We start from the raw sequence: 23,591 nt of genomic DNA on the forward strand, positions 1-23,591 counted from the left end.
CCGCGACCCCTCCATCGTCCAACCACAACGAGCCAGCCACAAGATCCTTTCCCCGCCCTGCGCTGGCGCCGAAGGCGCCCCCTCCGCTCGATACGCCCACTGCGCGGGCTACTCGATCAGCATGGGCCGCGCGAGGCGCGGGCTGTCCGATCGGCAGGGGGACCGGCCGTCGGCCGGGCTGTCCGATTTGCAGGAGGTGAGCCGACTCATGCTGGTCGAGTAGCCGCGGAGCGGCGTATCGAGACCCGAAGTCCTGCAGAACGGTGGATCTCGATACGCCCGCTGCGCGGGCTACTCGATCAGCATGGGCCGCGCGAGGCGCGGGCTGCTTGATCGGGATGGACCGCGCACTGCACGGCTGCTTGATCGGCAGGGGCGGCCCGCTGTGCGGGCTGCTCGATCAGGAGGGCGGGACGGCGAAGGGCCCGGCCGCGCGGTGCGGTCGGGCCCTCCGGGGTGGCGGCGGGTCAGTGGCCCGCCTGGACGCTCGTGGTCTCGAGCAGCTCGTCCGCCTTGGAGCCGCGGAAGAACTTGGTGCAGAACATCATGGCCGCGGCGAGGAAGGCGAAGACGCCGAGGGAGACGACTCCCCACACGCCGCTCTCGGTGGGCACGGCCTCGTTGAAGCCGTTGCGCATCAGCGGGGCGACGAAGCCGCCCAGGTTGCCGAGCGAGTTGATCAGGCCGATGCCGGCCGCGGCCGCCGCTCCGGTGAGGAACGCGGTCGGGTAGGCCCAGGTGATCGGTCCGACGGAGAGGAAGCTCGCCACCGCGAGGGTGATGAACAGCAGGCCGAGGATCGGCTGGCCGGCCGAGCCCGCCCAGGCCGAGCCGAAGATCGACAGGCCGGTGAAGATGTAGAACATCGCGCCCCAGGAGCGGCGGCGGCGGATCGTGTTGGCGTGCTGGCCCACGTAGTAGCAGGCGAACAGGCCCACCAGCCACGGGATGGCCGAGACGAGGCCGACCTGGAAGCCGACGTCCTGCCCGATCAGATTCGCGACCTGCTGCGGGAGGTAGAACGTCGTGCCGTAGACCGCGATCTGCAGGCAGAAGTAGATGATCGTGAAGTACCAGACCTTCCAGCTGGCCATCGCCTTCCAGATGCCGGTCGGGCCGTCGGCCTGGCGCACGGTGTCCTCACGCTCCATCGCCGCCGTCAACGAGTCCTTCTCGCCCTGCGTCAGCCACTTCGCCTTCTGCGGATGGTTCGTCAGGAACTTCAGCGCCGCTATCCCGGCGAGCACCGCGAGCACGCCCTCGGTGAAGAACATCACCTGCCAGCCCTCCCACGGGGTGATCTGGTTGCCGACGCTGATCAGGCCGCCGCTGAGCGGGGCGCCGAGCATCTGCGAGAAGGGCTGCGCCAGGTAGAAGATCGCGAACATCTGCACGCGGACCTTGTTGGGGAACCACTCCGACAGGAACATGATCACGCCGGGGAAGAGCCCGGCCTCGGTCACGCCGAGCAGGAAGCGCAGGACGATGAACATCGTGTCGCCGGTGGTGAAGGCGAACGCCGCGGCGACGATGCCCCAGGTGACCGCGATGCGGGCCAGCCAGAACCGGGCGCCGAAGCGCTTGAGCAGCAGGTTGCTCGGGATCTCGAAGATCGCGTAGCCGATGAAGAAGATGCCGGCGCCGAGCGCGAACGCTCCGTCCGAGATGCCGCGGTCGACCGAGAGCGCCTCCTCGGCGAAGCCGACGTTGGTGCGGTCGAGGAACGCGACGAAGTAGAGGATGACGAGCATCGGCATCAGATGCCGCGACGCCTTCGAGATGGCGGATTTCAGCGCGGGATCACGGGTGGATCCGAGGGCTGGGGACGAGGTGGTCAAGGCGCTCTCCTTTGAGTCGGCCGAATGCGGTGAGGGGTGGGAGGGGTCAGGAGCCGAGCGCGGGCAGGATCTGCGCCATGCCGACGGCGACGAGGATCACGCCGACGCCGAGGAAGATCCAGCGGCCGAGCGACCAGGTTCCGGTGAGCTTGTTCATGGGGTGTCCGTTCGAGTCGGGGCGAGAAGGGATCGGGGATCAGTGCATGTACAGGCCGCCGTCGACGTTCAGGGTCTGACCCGTCACGAAGCCGGCGTCCTCGCTGATGAGGTACGCGATCGCCGCGGCGATGTCGCGGGGCGTGCCGATGCGCGGGAGCACGCCGTCGGCGGCCATGGCCGTCTTGCGCTCCTCGGTGAGGGTGCCGCCCATGATGTCGGTGTCGATCGGGCCGGGGGAGATCGCGTTGACGGTGATCCCCTGTCCGCCGAGCTCGCGGGCGACGCTGCGGGTGAAGCCGATCACGCCGGCCTTGGCCGCGGAGTAGGCGGTCTTGCTGAAGGTGCCGCCGCCGCGCTGGGCGGAGACGGAGGAGAGGCTGACGACGCGGCCGACTCCGCGGGTGACCATCGACTCCACCGCGCGGCGAGTGCTGAAGTGCACGCCGTTGAGGTTGACGTCGAGGACCCGCTGCCACTCCTCGGGGGTGACCTCGAGGTAGGAGACGGGGGAGGCGATCCCGGCCAGGTTGACCAGCGCCACGATCGGCGGGAGGGCGGCCTCGAGCGTGTCGAAGGCGGCGCGGACCTGCGCGTCGTCGGCGACGTTCGCGCCGGCGCCCGCGGCCTGGACGCCGTGCTGCTCGGCGATCTCGGCGGCCACCTCCTGCGCGGCCTCGGCGTGGAGGTCGATGACGCCGACGTTCCAGCCGAGCTCGGCGAGGTGGTGGGCGGAGTAGCGGCCGATGCCGCGCGGGGACGCGGCGCCGGTGAGGACGACGGTCCGGGACTCGGGGAATGCGGTCATGAGGGTGCTCCTTCTCGGTCGGCGCGTCAGGCGATCGGCGCGGGGCCGAGCTCGTCCATGAGCTTCTTGATGGCGACGTAGGCGCGGTTGCGGTACGCGATCAGCTCCGCGGTCCGCTCGGCGGGCACGTCGAGGTAGCCGGCGCCGGACTTGGTGCCGAACTTCCCGGCGTCGACCAGCGCGGCCAGCGACTCCGGGGTGGCGAAGCGCTCGGGCCAGCGGGTCTGCAGCGAGGCGTAGCAGAAGGCGTAGACGTCGAGTCCGGCCATGTCGGCGATCGCGAACGGGCCGAAGACGGGGAGGCGGAAGCCGAAGGTGGTGCGGACGATCGTGTCGATGTCCTCGGGGGTGGCGATGCCCTCCTCGACGATCTGCGTCGCCTCGTGGAAGAGCGCGTACTGCAGGCGGTTGAGCACGAAGCCGGTGGAGTCCTTGACCCGCGCGGTCTCCTTGCCGGTCGCCGCGACGATCTCCTCGGCCAGAGCGATCGCGCTCTCGGCGGTGCCCTCGTGCGGGATCAGCTCGACGCCGGGGATGAACGGCGCCGGGTTGGAGAAGTGCACGCCGAGGAAGCGCTCGGGGTTCGTCACGGCCTCGGCCAGCGAGCCGATGAGGATGGTCGAGGTGTTCGAGCCGATCACGGCGTCGGGGCGCGCGGCGGCGCTGATCCGGCGGAGGGTCTCGTGCTTGATCTCGATCTTCTCGGGCACCGCCTCCTCGATGAAGTCGGCGGTCGCGACGGCCTCCTCGATCGAGGCGGCGGGGGAGAGGTTCCGCCGGATGCGCTCGACCGCGTCCTCGGGGAAGAGGCCGTCGGCGACGAACTGCGCGGTCTCGGTGAGCAGGCGCTCGTAGTTGCTGCGGGCGATCTCCTCGGAGATGTCGGCGATGACGACGGTGGCGCCGGAGAGCGCGAGGACCTGGGCCATGCCTCCGCCCATGTAGCCGGAGCCGACGACGGCGATGGTGCGTGCGGTCGGGGTGGTGGTGCCGGTGGTGTCGCTCATGTCTGTCGTTCCTTACTGCGAGGCCCGGGCCGCGCGGGGCAGCAGCGAGCGGATGTAGGTCTGGTTGGTCGAGCACATGCCGAGGCTGTCGCCGCCGTAGTGCTCGGCGAGGAGGATGCCGCGGAAGCCGCCCTCGACCGCGTCGCGCAGGACCTGGCGGTAGTTGATGAGACCGGCCTCCATGGTCGAGGGGACCGAGGTGGCCCAGGAGCCGTCGGCCGACTCGTCGCGGGTGTAGTTCTTCACGTGCATGTAGTTGGCGTAGGGGAGGGTCTTGGCGAACAGCTCGCGCCAGTCCTCGACGGGGCGGTGCAGGCGGATGAGGTTCGCGACGTCGGGGTTGAGTCCGACGTTGTCGAGGCCCACCTCCTCGACGAAGCGGACGGCGCTGTCGGCGGTGCCGAGGTAGGTGTCCTCGTAGAGCTCGAGTGCGAGCGGGAGGCCCACGTCGGCGGCGTGCTTGCCGAGCTCGCGGATGCGGCGGACGGCGGCGTTCCAGACGTCGGGGTCGTCGGGGTCCTTGGGGCCCTCGGCGGTCCAGAACCAGAGCGCGCGCTTCTGGGCGGCGCTGAACGGCTGGTGCAGTCCGGTCGAGAAGACCTGCATGCCCCACTCGGCGGCCGCGTCGATGGTGCGGTGCGCGTAGGCGAGGTTCTTCTCCTCGTGCCCGGGCATGATCACGCTCTGGCGCTGCAGGTGCACCGAGGGGATGCCGATGCCGTGCGACTTCGCGATGCTGAGGAACTCGTCGCGGCGCGACGGCTCGAGATCGGCCGGGCGGACGTGGCTGTCGGCCAGCTCGGCGAGGGTGAAGCCGACCTGCTCGACCTGGGCGAACATGTCGTCCCAGACCTCGGGGGCCGCGTCGTGCAGGGCGACGCCGTCGCGGCCGACGGGCGGGATGCCGTGCAGGCAGGTGGCGATCGGCCAGGTCTCGGCGGTCCAGCTGTCGGGGTTCCAGTCGACGCCGTCCCAGGACTGCGCCCCCTGGAGGTTCGGCGCCCCCTGGACGGTCCGCGCGGGTGTGCTCTCGCTCATCAGTGCTCCATTGCGCTCGATTGCGACCGGCGTTGGTCGCACAAAAGATCCTATAGGAAATATAGTCCTGGAGCGGCGGAGCGCAAGGGGGGCGTCGGGCGCGGAGGGGCGGGGGCGGTTCGGCGAGGGCGGCGGGCCGTTGGGCGAGGGTGGCGGGCGATGCGGCGAGGGTGGCGGGCGATGCGTACGCCCGAACCGAGTGGTCGGGCGACGCTCTCGCCCGAACCGAGCGGTCGACGGACCGCCGCCCCGACCACCTCCGGCACGCGGAAATCACTCCGGCTCGCGGAAACCGCTCAAGTTCGCGAGCCCGGGCCCGAACTGCGAGCCGAAGATCCGTTGCGGCCATCTCCGGCACGCGGAATCTGCTCCGGCTCGTCGAAACCGCCCTGCTTCGCGTGCCGAGGCTGATTTCGCGAGCCGAACATCCGCCCGGCCATCCCGGGCACGCGGAATCTGCTCCGGCTCGCTGAATCCGCCCCATTCCGCGAGCCCGGGCCTGAATCGCGAGCCGAACATCCGCCCGGTCATCTCCGGCACGCGGAAATCACTCCGGCTCGCTGACCCCGCTCCGCTTCGCGAGCCGAGGCTGATTTCGCGAGCCGAAAGTCCGCCCGGCCATCTCCGGCACGCGCAATCTGCTCCGGCACGGACGCGCGAACGGCGGGGACCCCCGAGGGGATCCCCGCCGTCAGCGGTGGTGCGGTGGTGCGGTGGGTGTCAGCTCAGCGTGGAGCGGACGGCCGCGCGCGCCTGGTCGAGCGCGCTGCGCAGGGCGTCCGTGCTCGCCGCGCTCACCGAGCCGTGCGCGGCGGCCGTGCGCAGCTCGGCGCGCAGCTCGTCGCGGAACTCGGTGAGCAGCACCTCGGCGTCGCGCAGGGCGAGACGGGAGGCGGTGCGCGCGTCGACCGCGGCGGTGTCGGCGGCGGGGTTCTCGGCGGGCGGGGCGTCCTGCGGGCGCTCGCCGGTGGTCGAGCCCGAGGTCGAGTCCGACGTCGACTCCGCCGGGGCGGGCGTCTCGGCCGAGTGCTCCGGACCGCCGCGCGACGGACGCGAGTCGCGGGCGGCGCTCGCCAGATCCGCGCGCAGGCTCTTCATCGCCTCCGCGACGCCGAGGCGCACCTCGTCGGCCAGGCGGCGGACGGAGTCGGTCAGCTCCTCCTCGATGTCGCCGAGGTCGGTCGCCCGGCTCGCCAGCTCGTCGCGGCCGGCGTCGGTGATGGAGTAGACGGTCTTGCGGCCGTCGGCCTCCTTGGTGACCAGGCCCTCCTCCTCGAGCTTCGCCAGGCGCGGGTAGACCGTGCCGGCGCTCGGGGCGTAGGTGCCGCCGAAGCGCTCGCTGAGCGCCTGGATCAGCTCGTAGCCGTGCTTGGGCGACTCCGCGAGGAGGTTGAGCAGGTAGAGGCGCAGGCGGCCGTGCGCGAAGACGGGGCTCACAGCGCGCTCGCGTCGGTGAGGCGCTGCGCGGCGGGAGCGGCGGGGGAGCGGCGGACGACGGTGACGGCGCCGGTCACCGAGTTGGCGGTGACGTCGACCCACTTCGAGTCGAGCGAGCCGGTGGTCGCGGTGTAGCCGCGGCCGAAGGTGCCCTTGACGACCTCGCCGTCGAGCTGGAGCGTGCCGGTGGCGGTGTTGATCCGGTAGCGGGCACCGAGGCCCTCGTCGATCCGGATGGTGAGGTCGCCGCTGACGGTGTTGCACTGGATCTCGTCCGGTGCGTCCTCGGCGTCGACGAAGACGCTGCCCGAGACGCCGTCGACGGAGAAGCGGGTGAGCGCGCCGGCGGTGGTGACGTCGCCGGAGACGGTGTGCGCGGTGACCCGGCCGGTGTGGTTGCGGACGGAGAGCTCGCCGTGGACGGTGTTCGCCTCGATGTCGCCGCGCAGGCCGTCGATGACGATGTCGCCGCCGACCGTGGAGACGCGGGCGTCCGAATGCAGGCCGGAGACGAGGCCGTCGGCCGAGACGGTGTCGAACTTGAGCGCGACGCCGCGGGGGACGAGCAGGCTGATGTCGGCGCGGTCGCCCTTGCGGCCGAGGCCCTTGGCGACGTCGACGACGGTGTCCCAGCGGAGCTGGATGTGGTCGACCTCGAGCCGGTCGCCGTCCATCGAGACCTTGAGCGGGCGGCCGGAGACGCTGTGCACCTCGACGCGGGCGGTGGGCTCGTCGTGCCCGATGACGTCGATCTGACCGCCGACCAGGGCGATCTTGATCGAGCGGACGACGTCGAGGTCGATGACCTTCGTCTCGCCCGCCTGCACGAGCCATTTCTCGAGCGACATGGTGCTCCTCCTCCTGTGCCCTCGTGGGGCGATCCTGCTGCTGGTGATGCCGGGACGACTCGCGATATAGCGCGAGTCGATGGAAGTCACGATATATCGCGTCTTGCGCCGCGGGCAAGGATGCTCGGCGATCACCCAGGGGAGCGCGAGCGTCTGCTAGACCGGGAGCATGGATCCGCTCGCGGCACTGCAGGAGATCGCCGCCCTGCTCGAGCAGGAGCGGGCGTCGAAGTACCGCGCGAAGGCGTTCCGGAAGGCGCTCGCCGTGCTCGAGGGCATGGCCGAGGGCGAGCGGGCCGACCTCGCGCTGGTCCGCGCGGCGCCGGGGATCGGCGACACGACCTTCACCGTGATCCGCCAGGCGCTCGAGGGGCGGGTGCCGGACTACCTCGCCGAGCTGCGCGGCACCGCGTCCCTGCCCGAGAGCGCGCTGCGGAGCCTCCTCCGCGGCGATCTGCACAGCCACAGCGAGTGGTCGGACGGAGCGACGCCGATCGCGGCGATGGCCGACGCGGCCCGCGCGCTCGGGCACGAGTACCTCGCGCTGACCGATCACTCGCCGCGGCTGCGGGTCGCGCACGGGCTGAGCGCCGAGCGGCTGGCCGAGCAGCTGGAGCACCTGGCCGGTCTCGACACCGGGTCGCTGCGGCTCCTGAGCGGGATCGAGGTCGACGTGCTGGAGGACGGCGCGCTCGACCAGTCGGAGGAGATGCTCGCGCGGCTCGACGTCGTGGTCGCGAGCGCGCACTCGAAGCTGCGGATGCCGAGCCGCGAGATGACGGCGCGCCTGGTCGCGGCGGCGGCGCATCCGCGGACCCGGGTGCTCGGGCACGTCACCGGGCGGCTCGTCAGGGGGGAGCGCGGCACCCGCCCGACGTCGACGTTCGACGCCGGCGCCGTCTTCCGGGCCTGCGCCGAGCACGGGACCGCGGTCGAGATCAACTCCCGCCCCGAGCGGGAGGACCCGCCGGACGAGCTGATCGCCCTGGCACTCGAGGCCGGCTGCCTCTTCTCGATCGACAGCGACGCGCACGCCCCCGGCCAGCTCGGCCTCCTCGACTACGGCGCCGAGCGCGCCGAGCGCCTCGGCGTCCCGCCCGACCGCATCGTGACGACGTGGCCCCTCCCGCGACTCCTGGACTGGCTCGCGCCCTGATCCCCGCCGCGAGATGCCACTTGTGCGCGCCTTTGTCGGCGTGTCGCGTGCACAAGTGGCATCTCGCGGAAAGCGAAGTCGCGGGTGGTACCCCCTTGACAGGAGGAGCTAGCGCGGGGGGAGTTCCGGCGCAAGTAGTGATTTCCCAGCGTCGGGAGCGGCATGCTCGTGGGGGCCGTCTCCGAGGCGCGCCCTCCTCCGCTCCGACCAGACCAGGTGATCCCGTGGCCACGCAGACCGTTCTCGACGCCGTGCGCGCAGCGCCCACCCTCCTCGAGGCGATCCGGGCGGCCGACGCCCTGACGATCGCCGCCGTGAGCGACGGAGGCGGACGCGCGGTCCGCCTGCTCACCCGCGCGGCCCTCGACCCCGCCGACCAGCTCACCGCCATCGCCGCGGTGCACTCGCTCGCGCAGGTCTTCGACGAGGAGGCCGACCTCGCGCTGCTGCGGCTGCTCGCCGACGAGCGCGCCTTCATCCGCGAGCACGCCGCCTGGGCGTTCGGCGGCCGCCTGCCCCGGCCGGCCGCGGTCGGCCAGCTTCTGCGCATGGTCCGCGACGGCGGCTTCGCCGGCATGCTCGCGCAGCGCACCCTGCTGCTCTGGGCGTCCTCCACCCCCGACCTCGTCGCGCTCGCGCTCGAGGGCGCGCTGATCGGCGAGCGCGACCGCGACGTCCGCGCGCGCTACGTCGAGACGATCGGCCTGGTCCCCGGCGCGATCGCCGAGCGGACCCTCCTGCACACCGCCGCCGACGAGGGCGAGGTGTTCGAGGCGCGCGCCGCGGCCGCCGACGCGCTCGGCGAGCGGCCCTCCGACGACGCCGCGCTGATGCTCGCCCGCCTCGGCGAGATGCCGGAGCCGCTCGGTCCCGTCGCGCGCGTCGCCCTCGCCGACCGCGCGATCGCTCCCGTCGCCGACGCCGGCCCCACCGTCGCGCAGCTCTTCGTGCACGCCGACATCGACGGAACGCTCACCCGCGTCGGCGCGGGCGACAACGGCGGCATCGCCACCCTCCTCGTCCGCCTCGGAGACGCGCTGACGGAGGAGGACTGCATCGAGCGCGTCCTCACCCTCTCCCGCGGTACCTGGGCCGAGGCGGAGCGCGCGCTGGCCGAGCTGCCCGCCGCGGGCCACGGCTTCGCTCCGGTGCCGTTCGTCGGCGCCGCCGTGCCGATGCCGCTCGCCTGGCCGCGGCGCATCGCCGCCGAGCGCGGGATCCGCCGCTACCTCCGCGCGGCCGGCCGCGTCGACGTCGTGCACCTGCGGATGGCGGACGTCGGCTCGCTCGCCGCGGCCGCCGTCGCGCGCGAGCTGGAGATCCCCGTCGTCTTCACCGTCGCACCCGACCCGCACGCCCTGATCGCCGGGCTCGACGAGGCGGGCACCCTCTCGCGCGCCGACTTCGGCGACCGCGACGCCGTCGAGCACTTCTGGTTCCGCGTGCGCCTGGTGCAGCGGCTCGCCGCCGACGCCGCGCACACCGTGCTCTTCCCGCGCGCCGAGCTCGCCGAGACGATGCGCGACATGCTCGGCATCGACATCACCGCGCACCCCGAGCGGCACACGATCGTCCCCGAGGGGATCGACGTCCGCCTGGTCGAGCGCGGCGAGGAGGCGGCGCGCGCCGCCGCGGCCGGTGAGCCGGTCGCTCTCGACGCCGGCGACGACCTCTCCTCCCTCGACGCGCTCCTCGCCGAGCTGCCGGCCGAGCGCCGCGGGCTGCCGTTGCTGCTCAGCGTCGGGCGGCTGCACCGGGTGAAGGGGATGGCGACGCTGGCCGAGGCCTGGGCCGGCTCGCCGCTGCGCGACCGCGCGAACCTCCTCCTGGTCGGCGGCGACCTCGACGCGCCGACCCCCGACGAGACGGAGCAGCTCGACCGGATCCGCGCCGTCACCGCCCGGCCCGGCTCAGCGGGCGGTCTGCTGCTCGCCGGGCACCGCCCCAACGGCACCGTCGCGCGCTGGCTGGGCGCCGTGCGTCACGGCCGCCCCGGGCTCGCCGCGGCCGGCGGCGCCTACGTCTGCGCGAGCGTCAAGGAGGAGTTCGGCATCGCGCTGCTCGAGGCGCTCGCCGCGGGGCTGCCGGTGGTCGCTCCGGCCACCGGCGGCCCGGCGACCTACGTGGAGGAGGGCGTGACCGGCTTCCTCGTCGACACCTCCGATCAGGAGGCGCTCGCCGTCGCCGCCTGCTTCGCGCTCGACCTCGCCGCCGGTCCGCTCGCCGACTACTCCGCCGAGCGCGGCCGCGCCATGGTGCGCGAGCGCTACACGATCGAGGCGATGGCGCACGCGCTCGCCGCCGTCTACGCGCGGGCGACCGCGGAGCAGGAGCGCCCGCTCGGCTCGGACCTCGTGCTGGGCGCCTCGTGACCCTGCTGATCGTCAGCCCCGACTACGCCTCGCACCTGCTGCCACTGGCGACCCTCGGCACCGCCTGGCGCGCGGCCGGCGAGCGCGTCGTGGTTGCCACGGGCGACGCGACCCGCTCGATCGTCGACGGCTTCGGCTTCGAGCACGTCCCGCTCCGGCTCGGCCGCGGCTCCAACCCGGGCACCATCCGGGCGGAGGAGCAGGCGCCCGACGAGGGCGACTCGCTCCGCGGCTTCTTCGACGCGACCCGCCGCGGGATGGTTCCGACGCTGGAGTACCAGGCCGGCGAGCGGCTGACCGACCTGCTCTGGGACCCGGCCGGCGTCGCCGCACGGCTGCGCGAGATCCTCGACGAGGTGCGGCCCGACGCGATCGTCGTCGACCACCTCGCCTTCACCGCGCGGGTCGCGCTGCGGGCGCTCGGCGTGCCCTACGGCGACGTGGTGCTCGGGCACCCGAGCGCGCTGACGGTGCCGGGCGAGGTCTACGGCTTCCCGCCGGTCTGGCCCGACGCCTTCGAGCCGCCGGCCGAGGATCTGGCTCGGCTGCGGGCGCTCTGCGAGCGGGTCCGAGACTCCTTCACGGCGGAGTGGAACGCCGCGCTGACCGCGCTCGATCCGGCCGCGCCGCTCAGCCTCGACGCGTTCGCCGAGAGCGGCGACGTGCTGCTGCTGAACTACCCCGGCGAGCTGCACGACGCGGCGCGGACGGCGCGGCTGCCGCCGCACGCCTTCCTCGGCTCGGCCGTCCGCGGCGAGCCGCGCGACGCCGAGGTGGAGGAGTGGCTCGCGGCCTCGGACGACCCGGTCGTCTACGTGAGCTTCGGCAGCTTCCTCTCGGTGCGCGACGACGTGCTCGCGCGGGTGGTCGCGGCGCTGGCCGGCGTCTCCGTCGACGGGCGGCCGGTGCGCGTCGCGCTGGCCTCGGGCGCGACCGATCCGTCGGCCCTGGGCGACGTGCCCGCCGGCTGGCTGGTCCGCGGCTTCCTGCCGCAGGTGACGCTGCTCGGCCGGGCCGCGCTGGCGGTCACGCACGGCGGCAACAACAGCGTGACGGAGTCGATGACGGCCGGGGTGCCGCTGGTCGTGCTGCCGTTCTCGACGGATCAGTTCGCGGGGGCCGCGGCGCTGGAGGACTCGGGGGTCGCGGAGGTGCTCGATCCGAACGGTGCGACCGTCGATGAGCTGGCGGACGCCGCGCGGCGGATGCTCGCGCTGGACGGCGCGGCGCGGGAGCGGCTGGACGAGCTGTCCGCGGCGCTCACCGGGACGACCGGCCCCGAGCGGGCCTACGCGGCCCTGGCGCACGCCGCGTCGTGAGCACCGATCAGTCCGGCGCCGACGGGCCCGTCGCCGACGGCCCCACCGCTGACGGACGCTGGCTCGTCGTCAACGGCCGCCGCTGGCGCCGGACCGACCCGAGCCTCCCCGAGGACGTCGTCGCGGCGCTGAAGTCGCACCTCGGCCGCGGCCGCTCCGGCGTGCGCACGGCGAAGAAGGCCGGAGACGAGGACGCGGTCGCCGCCGCTCGCACGCGGACCGGCCTGGCCAAGCACGGCCTCGGCGAGCGCGGCCCCAAGTGGTGGGACGAGCCCGAGCCCGCCCGCCTCGACCGCGCCCTGGCGGCCCTCCGCGACCTCGACGCGCTGTAGCCCCTCCTCACTACCCGCGAGATGCCACTTGTGAGCGCCCGCGTCGGCGTGTCGCGCTCATAAGTGGCATCTCGCGAAGGAGGCGGAGGGCGCGCGTCAGAGCAGGGACTGCGCCAGGGAGAGGGCGCCGCGGACGCCGGCCTCGTCGCCGAGGGCCGGGGGGACCAGACGGAGGTGGGCGGCGCCGGTGCCGTTCGCACCGGGGGCGCCCATCAGGCGCTCCACTTCCGCCTCGGTGGCGGCGAGCAGGCCGGGCGTTTTCGCGACGCCGCCCCCGACGATCGCGAGGCGGACGCCCGCGACGTAGGCGAGTGTCGTCACGAGCTGGGCGAGGTAGTAGGAGCTGAAGCGCAGGTTCGCGGCCGCGTCCTCCGGTCCGAGGCTCGAGCCGTCCACGCCCCAGCGCGCCGAGATCGCCGGGCCGGCGACGAGCCCCTCGAGGCAGTCGCCGTGGAACGGGCAGGTGCCCTCGAAGCGGTCCTCCGGGTGCCGGCGCGGCAGCACGTGCGCCACCTCGGGCCAGCCGCTGCCGGCCAGGAGGCGGCCGCCGGCGATGATGCCGCCGCCGACTCCCGTGCCGACGGTGAGGTAGACGAAGTCCGGCTCGCCCTGCCCCGCGCCCCAGCGCGCCTCGCCGAGAGCGGCGCCGTTGACGTCGGTCACGAGCGCGGCGCGGGCGCCGGGCGCCGCGGCCTCGAGCGGGGACAGCACGTCGGTGCCCTCCCAGCCGAGCTTGGGCGTGGAGGTGAGCCGGCCGTAGCCGGGCGAGGCGGGGTCGATGTCGAGCGGGCCGAACGAGGCGACGCCGATCGCCGCGACGGAGCCCTCGACGCCGTGGTCGCGGGTGAACGCGGCCAGGTCGCCGAGGGTCTCCGCCGGCCCGCGGGTGGGCAGGGTCGTCTTCGCGAGGATCCGCTCGGGGTCCTCCTGCGCGGCGACCGCGGCGACGACCTTGGTGCCGCCGGTCTCGATGCCGAGGAGGAGGGTGCGGGTTCCGGTGGTCACCGGGTCAGCAGGCCGCGACGCGTCCGACCTCGGCCGAGAGCGTGAGCTCGCTGCCGAGGACGACCGCGTAGTCGAGGTGCAGGCGCTTCAGCGAGTCGACCGTCTCGGCCGGGACGCAGGTGGGCCGGCTCAGCGAGATCGGCGAGCCGGCCGCGGCGGCGATCGCGGCTCCGGAGAGCGCGTCGGCGAAGCCCTCGCCCGAGGCGAGGTAGGTGGTGTCGGTGAGCTCGGCGGGCGCGTAGGCCTCGTTGATCAGGCGGCTGGTCGCGTAGCGGCTCTCGCCGCCGATGCGCGTGGTCCGGTCGACGAGGCCGGCCGAGGTGAGCTCGGCCTGGATGCCCGCGGAGATCGACGGCTCCTGGCCGAGCACGACCGCGGTCGTCGGGTCGAGGCGCGAGACCGCCGCGCGCGTGGCGGCGTCGAGGGCGGCATTCGCGCCGTCGACGAGGAGCACGGGCTCGCCCAGGCGGCCGGCGACCGGTCCGACGGAGAGGGCGTCGGGGAAGTTGCCCCCGGTGGCGAGGAAGACGTCTTCGGCCGAGCCGGCCGGGAAGGCGTCGGCGACGATCTTGCGCGAGGTGTCGTAGCGGTCGGTGCCGCCGATCCGCACGACCGTGCCGGCGACGGCGTCGATCTGCTGGAAGACGGCCGCCGACACGGTCAGCTCGCTGCCGACGACGACGACCTTCTTCGGGGCGAGCCGCGTGATCTCGGCGCTGGTGACGGGGAAGAGCTGGTCCGGGTCGGTCAGGAGCAGCGCGCCACCCTGGACCGCGGCGGCGGGTGCGGCGCTGAGCGCGTCGGCCCAGCCTCCTCCGCTCGCGATGTAGAGCACCGGCACGCCCGGATCGACGGACTGGGTGCTGGCGACGGAGGTGCCGTAGCGGTCGCTGCCGGAGATGCGGGCGGAGGAGAAGGACCACGCCTCGGGGGCGAAGTCGACGGCCGTGACCGGGCCGCCGGTGACGGCGACCTTCGTGGAGTCACCCACCCAGTCGGTGCGCAGCCAGAACTGGTCGCCGACGGTGGGGACACCGCTGCCGGTCGGCTCCTCGACCACGCGGACGACGTACGAGCCGTTCTCGAGTCCCGTGAGGGAGTAGTCCCACGTCGCGCCGGCACCGAGGGTCCTCTCGGTCGAGGCGACGAGGTCCGCGTCCCTCGGGTCGCCGGCGACGTCCCAGGCCTGCACCACGAAGCGGTGCGAGCCGGCGACGGCGGGCACCGTGACCCTGCCGCTGATCGCCCCGTCGGCGGCCATCGCCGCGGAGGCGGGCCCCACGACGAGGCCCGTGACGGCGAGGGCGCCGACCGCGAGCGAGGAGAGGGAGAGCGAGAGCGCTGAGGAGCGGCGGCGTCGAGGAGTCACGGTGTGGCTTTCCGTTGAGCGCGGCGGGCCGCGGCGGACACGATGGTTCGAATGCTAACGGCCCCGGTCGGAGGATCTGTCCCCCGACCGGGGCACTTCTGGTGAGTGCTGGCCGGTTCCGGGTCAGCAGCCGCGGAGCGACGCCACGTCCGCGGTGAGCGTGCGCACGCTGCCGAGCAGGAAGATCCGGTCGAGGTCCTGGCCCTGCATCGCCTTGCGGGTCTCGACGGGGACGCAGTTCGGCTCGCTCAGGTAGAGCGGGGCGCCGATCGAGGCGGCGGCGGGACCGGCCGCGAGGGCGTCGGCGAAGCCGGTCGCCGACGCGAGGAAGGCGGTGTCGACGAGCGGCGAGGGCGGGTAGGCCGCGTTGAGCAGGCGGCTGGTGTCGTGGCGGTCCTTGCCCGCGATGCGGTTCACGGAGCCGGTGAGGCCCGAGGCCCGGAGCTCGGACTCGATGCCGCTGGAGATCGTGCCGGTGCCGCCGATGAGCTGGCCGCGGCCGGCGTCGAGGCGGTCGATCGCGGCACGGGTCGGCGCGTCGAGGCCGGGCTGCGCTCCGTCGACGAGCAGCACCGGCTGGTCGGTGCGGCCGGCGATCGGCGCGACGGACAGGGCGTCGGGGAAGTTGCCGCCCGTGGCGAGGAAGACGGTGCCGAAGCCGGCCGTGGGGAAGGCGCCCTCGACGATCTTCCGCGAGGTGTCGTAGCGGTCCGAGCCGGCGACGCGGGAGGTCGGGGCGAAGGTGGCGAGCCGGTCGTAGACGGCGTCGCTGACCGAGAGCGCGTCTCCGACGACGACGATCCTCTTCGGCGAGAGGCGCGTGATCTCGGCGGCGAGGATGTCGGGGACGTCGTCCCGGTTGGTCAGGAGGAGGGCGCCGTCCTGCGTCGCGGCCGCCGGGCCGGCGCTGAGCGCGTCCGCCCACTTCTCGCCGCTCGCGATGTAGAGGACGGGGAGGTCGTCGCCGAAGTAGGAGCGGGTCACGGCGATGGCGGTCGCGATGCGGTCGTCGCCCTGCAGGCGCCCGACCTCGGACTGGTACGCGGTCGGGGCGAAGTCGACGCCGGTGCGGCCGGCGGCGGGGACGGGGACGATCGCCGCGCCGGTGAGGCGGGGCAGGTTCGAGAAGTACTGGTCGTCGTAGGACGGGTAGCCGGGCTCGGCGAGGCGGAAGACCCACTCGCCGGCGGGGAGCGCCTTCTGCGCGGTGGTCCAGGCGTCGGCCGTGCCCGGGATGCCGGAGGTGCGGACCTCGGCGAACGGGTAGTAGGCCTTGGTCTCGCGCTCGTACCAGTAGGGCTGCACGACGAACGAGGTGGTCGAGACGCCGGACGCGGCGCCGGCGGTGACGGTGCCGGAGGCGGCGGTCGCGCGCGGGAGGCTGATCGTGAGGTCGGTGCGGGACTCGCCGACGCCGTCCGCCTCGACGTCGATCGGGGTGTCGCCGAACCAGGTCGGGTACCAGCTGTCGTCGCCGTCGACCGAGGCGAGGAGGTAGTAGGCCTCGCCGCCCGGGAGGGTGAGGGAGAAGGCGGCCTCGGTGGCGATCGTGCGGATCTCGGTGCCCGCGCCGTTCTCGACGCGGAGGCGGTAGGCGGCGCCGGTCGGAGCGGGGTGCGCGGCGTCGGTGTCCTTCAGCGCGATGGTGCCGGAGAGGACGATCTCGGCGGCCGGGTCGGCGGCGACGGCGTCGCGCTGGGTCTTGGCGTTCGACAGCGCGCGATCGAAGGCGTCGGTGGTCGCGGTCTGCGTCACGGTGCCGAGTGGGGCGTCCTCCTGCGCCTGCGCCGGACCGGCGGCGAGGCCGGTGAGCAGCACGGCGGAGACGCCGAGTGCGGTGAGAGGAGCGAGCGGCCGACGGCGGCGAGGAGTCACGGCAGATCTTTCGAGAGGATCCGCGGCGGACCGCGGGCGGACACGGTGCCTGAATGCTAGCTGCCAGGGTGCCTCGAGAACTCTCGCGGCGCCGCCCCGCAGACCCCCATCCGGGGGCCCGTCGCGGATCGGCGGGGGGTTGGCGGCGGGCGACCCCGCCGTCGCGGTGGGCCGCATCTGTGCTGATCGAGTAGCCCGCACAGCGGGCGTATCGAGATCCACCGTCGTCAGAAGCCGGGTCTGCAGGCCCGCCCTGCTGAGGACGGTGGGTCTCGATACGCCCCTGCGGGGCTACTCGACCAGCATGTCTGCGGGCGCCTCTTCCCAAGAAATACACGCGCTCAGGCCGGGGAGCGGACGCCCGTCAGCTGCTCCGAGACGTCCCAGAGGCGGCGGGCGTCGTCGGCGCTGCGCAGCGGCGCCCAGGGCTCGCGGCGGGCGGCGGGTCCGCCGATCAGGCGGGTCGGGCCGAAGAAGCCGCCGCCGTCGGGCGCGGTCGCCGCGAGCAGGGCGGGCTGCGCCGCGCTCTCGACGGTCCCGGCGACGCCCAGGCGCGCGAGCAGCACGATCAGGCCGCGGCCCCGCACCTGCTGCGCGCGGCCGAGGCTGGGCTGCGCCGCCAGGAGGTTCGTCGGCGAGATCCCGGGGTGCGCGAGGGTGCTCGTCGGCCCCCGGCCGGCCGCGGCACTCCGCCTGTCGAGCTCGAGGGCGAAGAGGCCGACCGCGATCTTCGACTGCACGTAGGCCCGCATCGCGTCGTAGTCGCGGGCGCCGTCGAGGTCGTCCCAGGCGATCGATCCGCTGCGCGCCGCGATGCTCGTCTGGTGCACGACGCGGGCGTGCGCGAGCAGCGGCAGAAGGCCGAGCGTCAGCGCGAAGTGCCCGAGGTGGTTCGTGCCGAACTGCAGCTCGAAGCCGTCCTCGGTGAGCTGCCGCTGGGGCGGCTGCATCACTCCGGCGTTGTTCACGAGCAGGTCGATCGGGCGGCCCGCGGCCAGCAGGTCCTCGGCGAGCGCGGCGACCGAGCGGAGGGAGGAGAGGTCGAGCGGGCGCGTGCTCACCGCGGCTCCGGGGATCGCCCGGCGGATCCCCTCCGCGGCGGCCTCGCCCTTGGCGGCCGAGCGCACGGGCAGGATCAGCTCGGCGCCGGCCGCGGCGAGCCGGGTGGCGATCACGCGGCCGATGCCGTCGCTCGCGCCGGTGACGACGGCGAGCCGTCCGGACAGATCGGGGATCGGGATGCTGCGGGTCATGGGGGCTCCTCGGTGCCGGTGGGCGGTCGCTGGTGGGTGTGATCCCATGCTCGGCCGATCCGGCGAGCGGAGGCAGGGCCCGCCGATCCACCGATGCGCGGTCCACGGCTGCGGTCCCACGCCCGCCGCCCGCCGCTCGCCGCTCAGACCGGCGCGCCCACCACCGCGAGCAGCTCCAGCTTCCCCGCGCTCTCGCTCCCCGGCACCGCCGTGTAGACGAGGAGCCGGTGCGACTGCTCCGGATCCAGCAGCGTCTGGCACTCCAGCTCCAGCAGCCCGACCGACGGATGCAGGAAGCGCTTGGTCGCCGGCGGTCGCAGCCCGACCTGGTGCTCGGCCCACAGCGACCGGAACTCCTCGCTCCGCTCCGCGACGACGTCGACGAGCTCGGCCGCCCTCGAGTTGGGCCCGCGCAGGGTCGCGACCTCGCGCAGCCCCGCGACGAACACGCGCGAGAGCTGCGCCCGGTCCTCCTCCGGATACGCCTCGCGCGCCGCGGGGTCGGTGAACCAGCGGTAGCCGAGGCTGCGCTCGAGCCCGGTGCGGAGCGACGCGTCGCCCAGCAGTGCCGCGCCGAGCCGGGTCTGCCGGAGCGTCTCGCCGAGCTCGGTGATGATCTCGGCTGGGGTGTCCTGCAGCCGGTCCAGGATGCGCAGCAGACCCGGCCCGATGTGCTCGCCGGCACTGCCCCGCGCCGGCGGGCGGTGGCCGGCCAGCCGGAAGACGTGGTCGCGCTCGCGGAGGGAGAGGTGCAGTCCCTGCGCGATCGCGGCGATCATCTGCTCCGACGGCTGCGGACCGGTGCCGCGCTCGAGCCTGGCGTAGTAGTCGGTCGACATGTGGCAGAGGGTGGCGGCCTCCTCCCGCCGCAGGCCCGCGGTGCGGCGGCGCGGGCCGCGGGTGAGGCCCACGTCCTCGGGCTGCAGCGCCTCGCGGCGGAGTCGGAGGAACGTCGCCAGGCCGTCGCGATCGATCACGGAAGCGCCTCTCGTCGGGACTCCCGTTCTACCGCGGTGCCGCCTCCGCTGCCACGGATCGTCGATCCACCCCTCCGGAGCGTCCCGACCCCCGTCGCCGCGATCCTGCGCGCGAGACCGTGATAGTGAGCGATTTCGTGCGTCTCTTAGCGGAATTCGCAGGATCCGCGCGTGCGAGACTGGCTGCGAGCGTGCTCCACCCGCCCCGCGGGGACGGAGCCACTGGACCCGGTCCGCTCATCCGCATCCTTTCGCAGGAGGACTCGAATGACCGATACCGCCGTGCTCGCCACCGCCCCGACCCGCACCCCCGTCGCACGTACCCCCGTAGCAAAGGCGATCCTGATGTGCCGCCCCGAGCACTTCACCGTCGTCTACCGGATCAACCCCTGGATGGACCCGCAGGTCCCCACCGACACCGCCCTCGCCGTGCGCCAGTGGCAGACGCTGTACGACACCTACGTCGAGCTCGGCTTCGACGTGCAGCTGATCGAGCCCGAGGCCGGCCTGCCCGACATGGTCTACGCCGCGAACGGCGGGTTCGTGATCGACGGCATCGCCTACGGCGCCTCCTTCACCTACCCCGAGCGCCAGCCCGAGGGCCCCGCGTACATGGACTGGTTCCGCGGCGCCGGCTTCGACGTGCGCGTGCCCGAGGAGGTCAACGAGGGCGAGGGCGACTTCCTCCTCGTCGGCGAGCGGATCCTCGCCGGCACCGGCTTCCGCTCCGCCTCCGACTCGCACGCCGAGGTCGCCCGGATCTTCGGCCGCGAGGTCGTCACCCTCGAGCTGGTGAACCCGTCGTTCTACCACCTCGACACCGCGATCGCCGTGCTCGACGACACGAACATCGCCTACCTGCCGAGCGCGTTCAGCGAGGAGGGCAACCGCGTCCTCCGCGAGCTCTACCCCGACGCGATCCTCGTCTCGGAGGAGGACGCGTCCGTGCTCGGGCTCAACTCCTTCTCCGACGGCCTCAACGTCGTCATCGCCTCGCGCGCGGCCGGCTTCGAGCGCCAGCTGCGCGAGCGCGGCTACCACCCGATCGGCGTCGACCTGTCCGAGCTGCTGCTCGGCGGCGGCGGCGTGAAGTGCTGCACCCTCGAGCTGCGGCGCTGAGCCGCTCCTCTTCTCCCTCACCCACTCCGCAGAAGTCGTCGTACTCGGCACTCGAGTACGACAACTTCTGAGGAGTCGATCGTCCTCAGGAGGTACGACATGAGCATCACCGAGACCGACCGTTCCGCCGAGCTGATCGCCGCGGAGGAGGCGCACGCCGCGCACAACTACCACCCGCTGCCCGTCGTCGCCGCGACCGGCGAGGGCGCGTGGATCACCGACGTGGAGGGGCGCCGCTACCTCGACTGCCTCGCCGCGTACTCCGCCGTCAACTTCGGCCACTCGCACCCGGTGCTGCTGGACGCCGCACGCGCGCAGCTCTCCCGGGTCACCCTCACCAGCCGCGCCTTCCACAACGACAAGCTCGGCCCGTTCGTGACGGCGCTCGCCGCGCTCGCCGGCAAGGACATGGTCCTCCCGATGAACACGGGCGCGGAGGCCGTCGAGTCCGGCATCAAGGTCGCCCGCGCCTGGGGCTACCGGGTGAAGGGCGTCGCGCCCGGCCGCGCGAACATCATCGTCGCGGCCGGCAACTTCCACGGCCGCACCACGACGATCATCTCGTTCAGCGACGACGCGGAGGCGCGCGACGGCTTCGCCCCGTTCACGCCCGGCTTCCGGACGGTGCCGTTCGGCGACGCGGCGGCCCTCGAGGCCGCGATCGACGGGGACACCGTCGCCGTGCTGATCGAGCCGATCCAGGGCGAGGCGGGCATCGTCGTCCCGCCGGCCGACTACCTCCCCGCCGTCCGCGAGATCACCGCGCGGCACAACGTCCTCTTCATCGCCGACGAGATCCAGTCCGGCCTCGGCCGCACCGGCGCGACCTTCGCCTGCGACCTCGTCGACGTCGTCCCGGACGTCTACCTGCTGGGCAAGGCGCTCGGCGGCGGCATCGTGCCGGTGTCGGCCGTCGTCGCGAACGCCGACGTGCTCGGCGTGCTCCAGCCCGGCCAGCACGGCTCGACCTTCGGCGGCAACCCGCTCGCCGCCGCCGTCGGCCTCGCGGTCGTCGAGCTGCTCGCCACCGGGGAGTACCAGGCGCTGGCCCGCGAGCGCGGCGCCCAGCTGCACGCCCGCCTCACCGCGCTGATCGGGCGCGGCGTGGTCGCCGTCCGCGGCGCCGGACTCTGGGCCGGCATCGACATCGACCCCGCCCTCGCCTCCGGCCGCGCCGTCTGCGAGGCCCTGATGGCCCGCGGCGTCCTGGCGAAGGACACCCACGGCTCGACGATCCGGCTCGCCCCGCCCCTCGTCGTCACCGCCGCCGAGATCGACTCCGCCGTCGACGAGCTGGAGGCCGTGCTCGACTCCCTGCGCTGACCCCCCGCCTCCCTCCCGCGAGATGCCACTTGTGCACGCTTTCCACGGCGTGTCGCGTACACAAGTGGCATCTCGCGTTTCTGTGCCCGGGCGTCGGATCCGGCGCAGTGCGGGCAACTCGCGGCGGATGCTGTCATGCTGGACGCGGCCGCCGCGGTCTCTGCAGCGATCCGCACACTCCGGATCCACCTCCTCACCGCGACCCGCGCCCCCACCCGCACCGCTCCCGGTGCCGCACGATGCGGCGCGGAGCACGACCCGGGTGGCCGCGGACGAGGCCGTGCAGAGCACCGGAACCACCCGGCGGCTGCGACCACACAGACCACCTGCGCCGAGGCGCTCCGCACGAAGCGGGGGCCGCGCGCACCAGCACGACGCCACGTCCCCCATCGGAAAGCACCCATGCGAAACGCCAGAACCGCCAAGCCCGCGCGCCACCACCTCGAGCTCCCCGCCCCCAAGCCGCTGGAGAAGGGCGGCATGCGCATCACCCCGCTCGGCGGCCTGGGCGAGATCGGTCGCAACATGACCGTCTTCGAGCACAAGGGCAAGCTGCTCATCGTCGACTGCGGCGTGCTCTTCCCCGAGGAGAACCAGCCCGGCATCGACGTGATCCTGCCCGACTTCGCCGCGATCCGATCGCGCCTGAAGGACATCGAGGCGATCGTGCTCACCCACGGCCACGAGGACCACATCGGCGGCGTGCCGTACCTCCTCAAGGAGCGCGGCGACATCCCGATCATCGCGTCGACCTTCACCCTCGCGCTGATCACCGCGAAGCTCACCGAGCACCGCATCACCCCGCGCACCCGCCCGGTGAAGGAGGGCGACCGGATCGACGCCGGCGTCTTCGACCTCGAGTTCCTCGCGGTCAACCACTCCATCCCCGACGGCCTCGCGGTCGCCATCCGCACCGAGGCCGGCCTCGTGCTGCACACGGGCGACTTCAAGATGGACCAGTTCCCGCTCGACGGGCGCACCACCGACCTCCCCGGCTTCGCGCGCCTCGGCGACGAGGGCGTCGACCTCTTCCTGGTCGACTCCACCAACGCCGACGTCCCCGGCTTCGCGATCTCCGAGGGCGACCTCGCCCCCGCGATCGACCAGGTCTTCCGCACCGCCCCGCGGCGCATCGTCGTCTCGAGCTTCGCCAGCCACGTGCACCGCATCCAGCAGGTTCTCGACGCCGCGCAGAAGCACGGCCGCAAGGTCGCCTTCGTCGGCCGCTCGATGGTCCGCAACATGGGCATCGCCGCCGAGCTCGGCTACCTCAAGATCCCGGCCGGCCTCGTCGTCGACATGAAGGTGCTCGAGAAGCTGCCCGCGACCCAGATCGTGATGATCTGCACCGGTTCGCAGGGCGAGCCGATGGCGGCGCTCTCGCGGATGGCCAACAAGGACCACATCATCGACATCGGCCCCGGCGACACCGTGCTGCTCGCCAGCTCGCTGATCCCCGGCAACGAGAACGCGATCTACCGGATCATCAACGCCTTCACCCGCTGGGGCGCGACGGTCGTGCACAAGGGCAACGCCAAGGTGCACGTCTCGGGCCACGCCAGCGCCGGCGAGCTCGCCTACTGCTACAACATCCTCCGCCCGACCGCGGTCCTGCCCGTGCACGGCGAGTGGCGCCACCTCACGGCGAACGCCGCGATCGCGACGCGCACCGGCATCGACGAGAAGAATGTCTTCGTCGTCGAGGACGGCGTCTCGATCGACCTCGTCAAGGGGCGCTCGCGGATGAGCGGCCGCATCCCGGCCGACCTCGTCTTCGTCGACGGCACCACGATCGGCGTCGCGACCGAGGACGCGATGATCGACCGCCGCGTCCTCGCCGAGGAGGGCACCATCACGGTGCTCGCCATCGTCGACCTGGACCGCGGCACGCTCGGCGAGCCGGTCGAGTTCTTCACCCGCGGCTTCGTGGAGGAGCCGAGCTGGAAGGAGAACGCCAGCAAGGCGATCGACGACGCGGTGCTCCAGGCCGCCGGCCAGCCGACCGACCGCGACGCGATCGAGAAGCTGATCACGCGCACCCTCGGCCGCTGGCTGACCCGCCGTCACCGTCGCAACCCGGTCATCACGACGATCGTCGTGGAGGAGTAGTCCTCCCACCCCATGTACAACTAAGGCTGGATGGCCGCGATCGCTCGTTTCTCGGGCCGATCCGGGCCTCCAGCCTTATTTGTGCACGCGTCGCGGCGGTGACCCGCTTCCGGCGGGCCGCCCGCCCGCGAACTGCCCGTTAGGGAACCGTATGGATCCGGGCGTTCTCGGCTCCGGAGCCGCCTCCGCCGAGTAGACACGTCCAGTGACCTCCTCTCTCGTCCGCGGCGACGCCGACGCCCTCGAACCC

The 23,591-nt window shown here is 73.2% G+C and carries 19 protein-coding genes; 8 read left to right on the forward strand and 11 right to left on the reverse strand.

Annotated elements, in window-relative coordinates; all coding sequences use genetic code 11:
* Positions 1-223 (forward strand): hypothetical protein (locus EDF45_RS21600; RefSeq protein ID WP_221181125.1); only part of this gene is annotated, 223 nt, incomplete at its 5' end.
* Between the two features lie 244 nt (positions 224-467).
* On the opposite strand, the gene EDF45_RS11855 is transcribed toward EDF45_RS21600, so the two are convergent.
* From EDF45_RS11855 to EDF45_RS11880, 6 genes are all read right to left on the reverse strand, one after another.
* Positions 468-1,838 carry an MFS transporter gene (locus EDF45_RS11855; protein ID WP_244209491.1) on the reverse strand — a complete coding sequence of 457 codons (1,371 nt, stop codon included), beginning with the start codon at positions 1,836-1,838 and terminating at the stop codon, positions 468-470.
* 196 nt (positions 1,839-2,034) lie between these two features.
* Complete coding sequence (locus EDF45_RS11860) at positions 2,035-2,802, reverse strand: SDR family NAD(P)-dependent oxidoreductase (protein WP_123736553.1); 768 nt, start codon at positions 2,800-2,802, stop codon at positions 2,035-2,037.
* A 26-nt stretch (positions 2,803-2,828) separates the two neighbouring features.
* Positions 2,829-3,809: a 3-hydroxyacyl-CoA dehydrogenase family protein gene (locus EDF45_RS11865; protein WP_123736552.1), complete on the reverse strand. Its 981-nt coding sequence runs from the start codon at positions 3,807-3,809 to the stop codon at positions 2,829-2,831.
* 12 nt (positions 3,810-3,821) lie between these two features.
* Positions 3,822-4,847 (reverse strand): sugar phosphate isomerase/epimerase, encoded by a 1,026-nt coding sequence (locus EDF45_RS11870; protein ID WP_123736551.1) that lies wholly within the window; start codon positions 4,845-4,847, stop codon positions 3,822-3,824.
* A gap of 720 nt (positions 4,848-5,567) precedes the next feature.
* Positions 5,568-6,284, reverse strand: a complete 717-nt coding sequence (locus EDF45_RS11875) for a PadR family transcriptional regulator (protein ID WP_123736550.1) — start codon at positions 6,282-6,284, stop codon at positions 5,568-5,570.
* The gene (locus EDF45_RS11880; RefSeq protein ID WP_123736549.1) at positions 6,281-7,132 is read right to left on the reverse strand and encodes a hypothetical protein; all 852 of its coding nucleotides are present in this window, start codon (positions 7,130-7,132) and stop codon (positions 6,281-6,283) included. The genes EDF45_RS11875 and EDF45_RS11880 overlap by 4 nt, the downstream gene beginning before the upstream one ends.
* Before the next feature lie 169 nt (positions 7,133-7,301).
* Between EDF45_RS11880 and EDF45_RS11885 the strand changes: the two genes are divergently transcribed.
* From EDF45_RS11885 to EDF45_RS11900, 4 genes are all read left to right on the forward strand, one after another.
* Positions 7,302-8,288 (forward strand): PHP domain-containing protein, encoded by a 987-nt coding sequence (locus EDF45_RS11885; RefSeq protein ID WP_123736548.1) that lies wholly within the window; start codon positions 7,302-7,304, stop codon positions 8,286-8,288.
* Positions 8,289-8,512: 224 nt separating this feature from the next.
* On the forward strand, positions 8,513-10,660 hold the full coding sequence (locus tag EDF45_RS11890) for a glycosyltransferase (protein ID WP_123736547.1): 2,148 nt from the start codon (positions 8,513-8,515) through the stop codon (positions 10,658-10,660).
* Positions 10,657-11,979 (forward strand): glycosyltransferase, encoded by a 1,323-nt coding sequence (locus tag EDF45_RS11895; protein WP_123736546.1) that lies wholly within the window; start codon positions 10,657-10,659, stop codon positions 11,977-11,979. The genes EDF45_RS11890 and EDF45_RS11895 overlap by 4 nt, the downstream gene beginning before the upstream one ends.
* Positions 11,976-12,311 (forward strand): biopolymer transporter Tol, encoded by a 336-nt coding sequence (locus EDF45_RS11900; protein ID WP_123736545.1) that lies wholly within the window; start codon positions 11,976-11,978, stop codon positions 12,309-12,311. Before EDF45_RS11895 ends, EDF45_RS11900 begins: the two co-directional genes overlap by 4 nt.
* A gap of 96 nt (positions 12,312-12,407) precedes the next feature.
* On the opposite strand, the gene EDF45_RS11905 is transcribed toward EDF45_RS11900, so the two are convergent.
* From EDF45_RS11905 to EDF45_RS11925, 5 genes are all read right to left on the reverse strand, one after another.
* Entirely contained in the window at positions 12,408-13,316 is a 909-nt protein-coding gene (locus EDF45_RS11905; RefSeq protein WP_123736544.1) for an ROK family protein, read from the reverse strand.
* Positions 13,317-13,320: 4 nt separating this feature from the next.
* Positions 13,321-14,685 (reverse strand): cell wall-binding repeat-containing protein, encoded by a 1,365-nt coding sequence (locus EDF45_RS21910; protein WP_123736543.1) that lies wholly within the window; start codon positions 14,683-14,685, stop codon positions 13,321-13,323.
* Between the two features lie 123 nt (positions 14,686-14,808).
* On the reverse strand, positions 14,809-16,560 hold the full coding sequence (locus EDF45_RS11915; protein WP_123736542.1) for a cell wall-binding repeat-containing protein: 1,752 nt from the start codon (positions 16,558-16,560) through the stop codon (positions 14,809-14,811).
* A gap of 341 nt (positions 16,561-16,901) precedes the next feature.
* Entirely contained in the window at positions 16,902-17,813 is a 912-nt protein-coding gene (locus EDF45_RS11920) for an SDR family oxidoreductase (protein WP_123736541.1), read from the reverse strand.
* 143 nt (positions 17,814-17,956) lie between these two features.
* The gene (locus EDF45_RS11925; protein WP_123736540.1) at positions 17,957-18,790 is read right to left on the reverse strand and encodes a helix-turn-helix transcriptional regulator; all 834 of its coding nucleotides are present in this window, start codon (positions 18,788-18,790) and stop codon (positions 17,957-17,959) included.
* Between the two features lie 267 nt (positions 18,791-19,057).
* Here EDF45_RS11925 and ddaH point away from each other — a divergent pair, with 267 nt between their 5' ends.
* From ddaH to EDF45_RS11940, 3 genes are all read left to right on the forward strand, one after another.
* The gene (gene ddaH / locus EDF45_RS11930; protein ID WP_123736539.1) at positions 19,058-19,909 is read left to right on the forward strand and encodes a dimethylargininase; all 852 of its coding nucleotides are present in this window, start codon (positions 19,058-19,060) and stop codon (positions 19,907-19,909) included.
* Between the two features lie 99 nt (positions 19,910-20,008).
* On the forward strand, positions 20,009-21,232 hold the full coding sequence (gene rocD, locus EDF45_RS11935) for an ornithine--oxo-acid transaminase (protein WP_123736538.1): 1,224 nt from the start codon (positions 20,009-20,011) through the stop codon (positions 21,230-21,232).
* A 480-nt stretch (positions 21,233-21,712) separates the two neighbouring features.
* Positions 21,713-23,341, forward strand: a complete 1,629-nt coding sequence (locus EDF45_RS11940; RefSeq protein ID WP_207901707.1) for a ribonuclease J — start codon at positions 21,713-21,715, stop codon at positions 23,339-23,341.
* The last annotated feature ends 250 nt before the right edge of the window (positions 23,342-23,591 follow it).

It is taken from the genome of Rathayibacter sp. PhB186, assembly GCF_003751825.1.
GTDB lineage: Bacteria > Actinomycetota > Actinomycetes > Actinomycetales > Microbacteriaceae > Rathayibacter > Rathayibacter festucae.

Excerpts from the sequence above, each read along its gene's own strand:
- EDF45_RS11880 (WP_123736549.1), bottom strand. The coding sequence starts at position 7,132 with ATGTCGCTCGAGAAATGGCTCGTGCAGGCGGGCGAGACGAAGGTCATC.
- EDF45_RS11870 (WP_123736551.1), bottom strand. The coding sequence starts at position 4,847 with ATGAGCGAGAGCACACCCGCGCGGACCGTCCAGGGGGCGCCGAACCTC.
- EDF45_RS11860 (WP_123736553.1), bottom strand. The coding sequence starts at position 2,802 with ATGACCGCATTCCCCGAGTCCCGGACCGTCGTCCTCACCGGCGCCGCG.
- ddaH (WP_123736539.1), top strand. The coding sequence starts at position 19,058 with ATGACCGATACCGCCGTGCTCGCCACCGCCCCGACCCGCACCCCCGTC.
- EDF45_RS11885 (WP_123736548.1), top strand. The coding sequence starts at position 7,302 with ATGGATCCGCTCGCGGCACTGCAGGAGATCGCCGCCCTGCTCGAGCAG.
- EDF45_RS11940 (WP_207901707.1), top strand. The coding sequence starts at position 21,713 with ATGCGCATCACCCCGCTCGGCGGCCTGGGCGAGATCGGTCGCAACATG.
- EDF45_RS11865 (WP_123736552.1), bottom strand. The coding sequence starts at position 3,809 with ATGAGCGACACCACCGGCACCACCACCCCGACCGCACGCACCATCGCC.
- rocD (WP_123736538.1), top strand. The coding sequence starts at position 20,009 with ATGAGCATCACCGAGACCGACCGTTCCGCCGAGCTGATCGCCGCGGAG.
- EDF45_RS11920 (WP_123736541.1), bottom strand. The coding sequence starts at position 17,813 with ATGACCCGCAGCATCCCGATCCCCGATCTGTCCGGACGGCTCGCCGTC.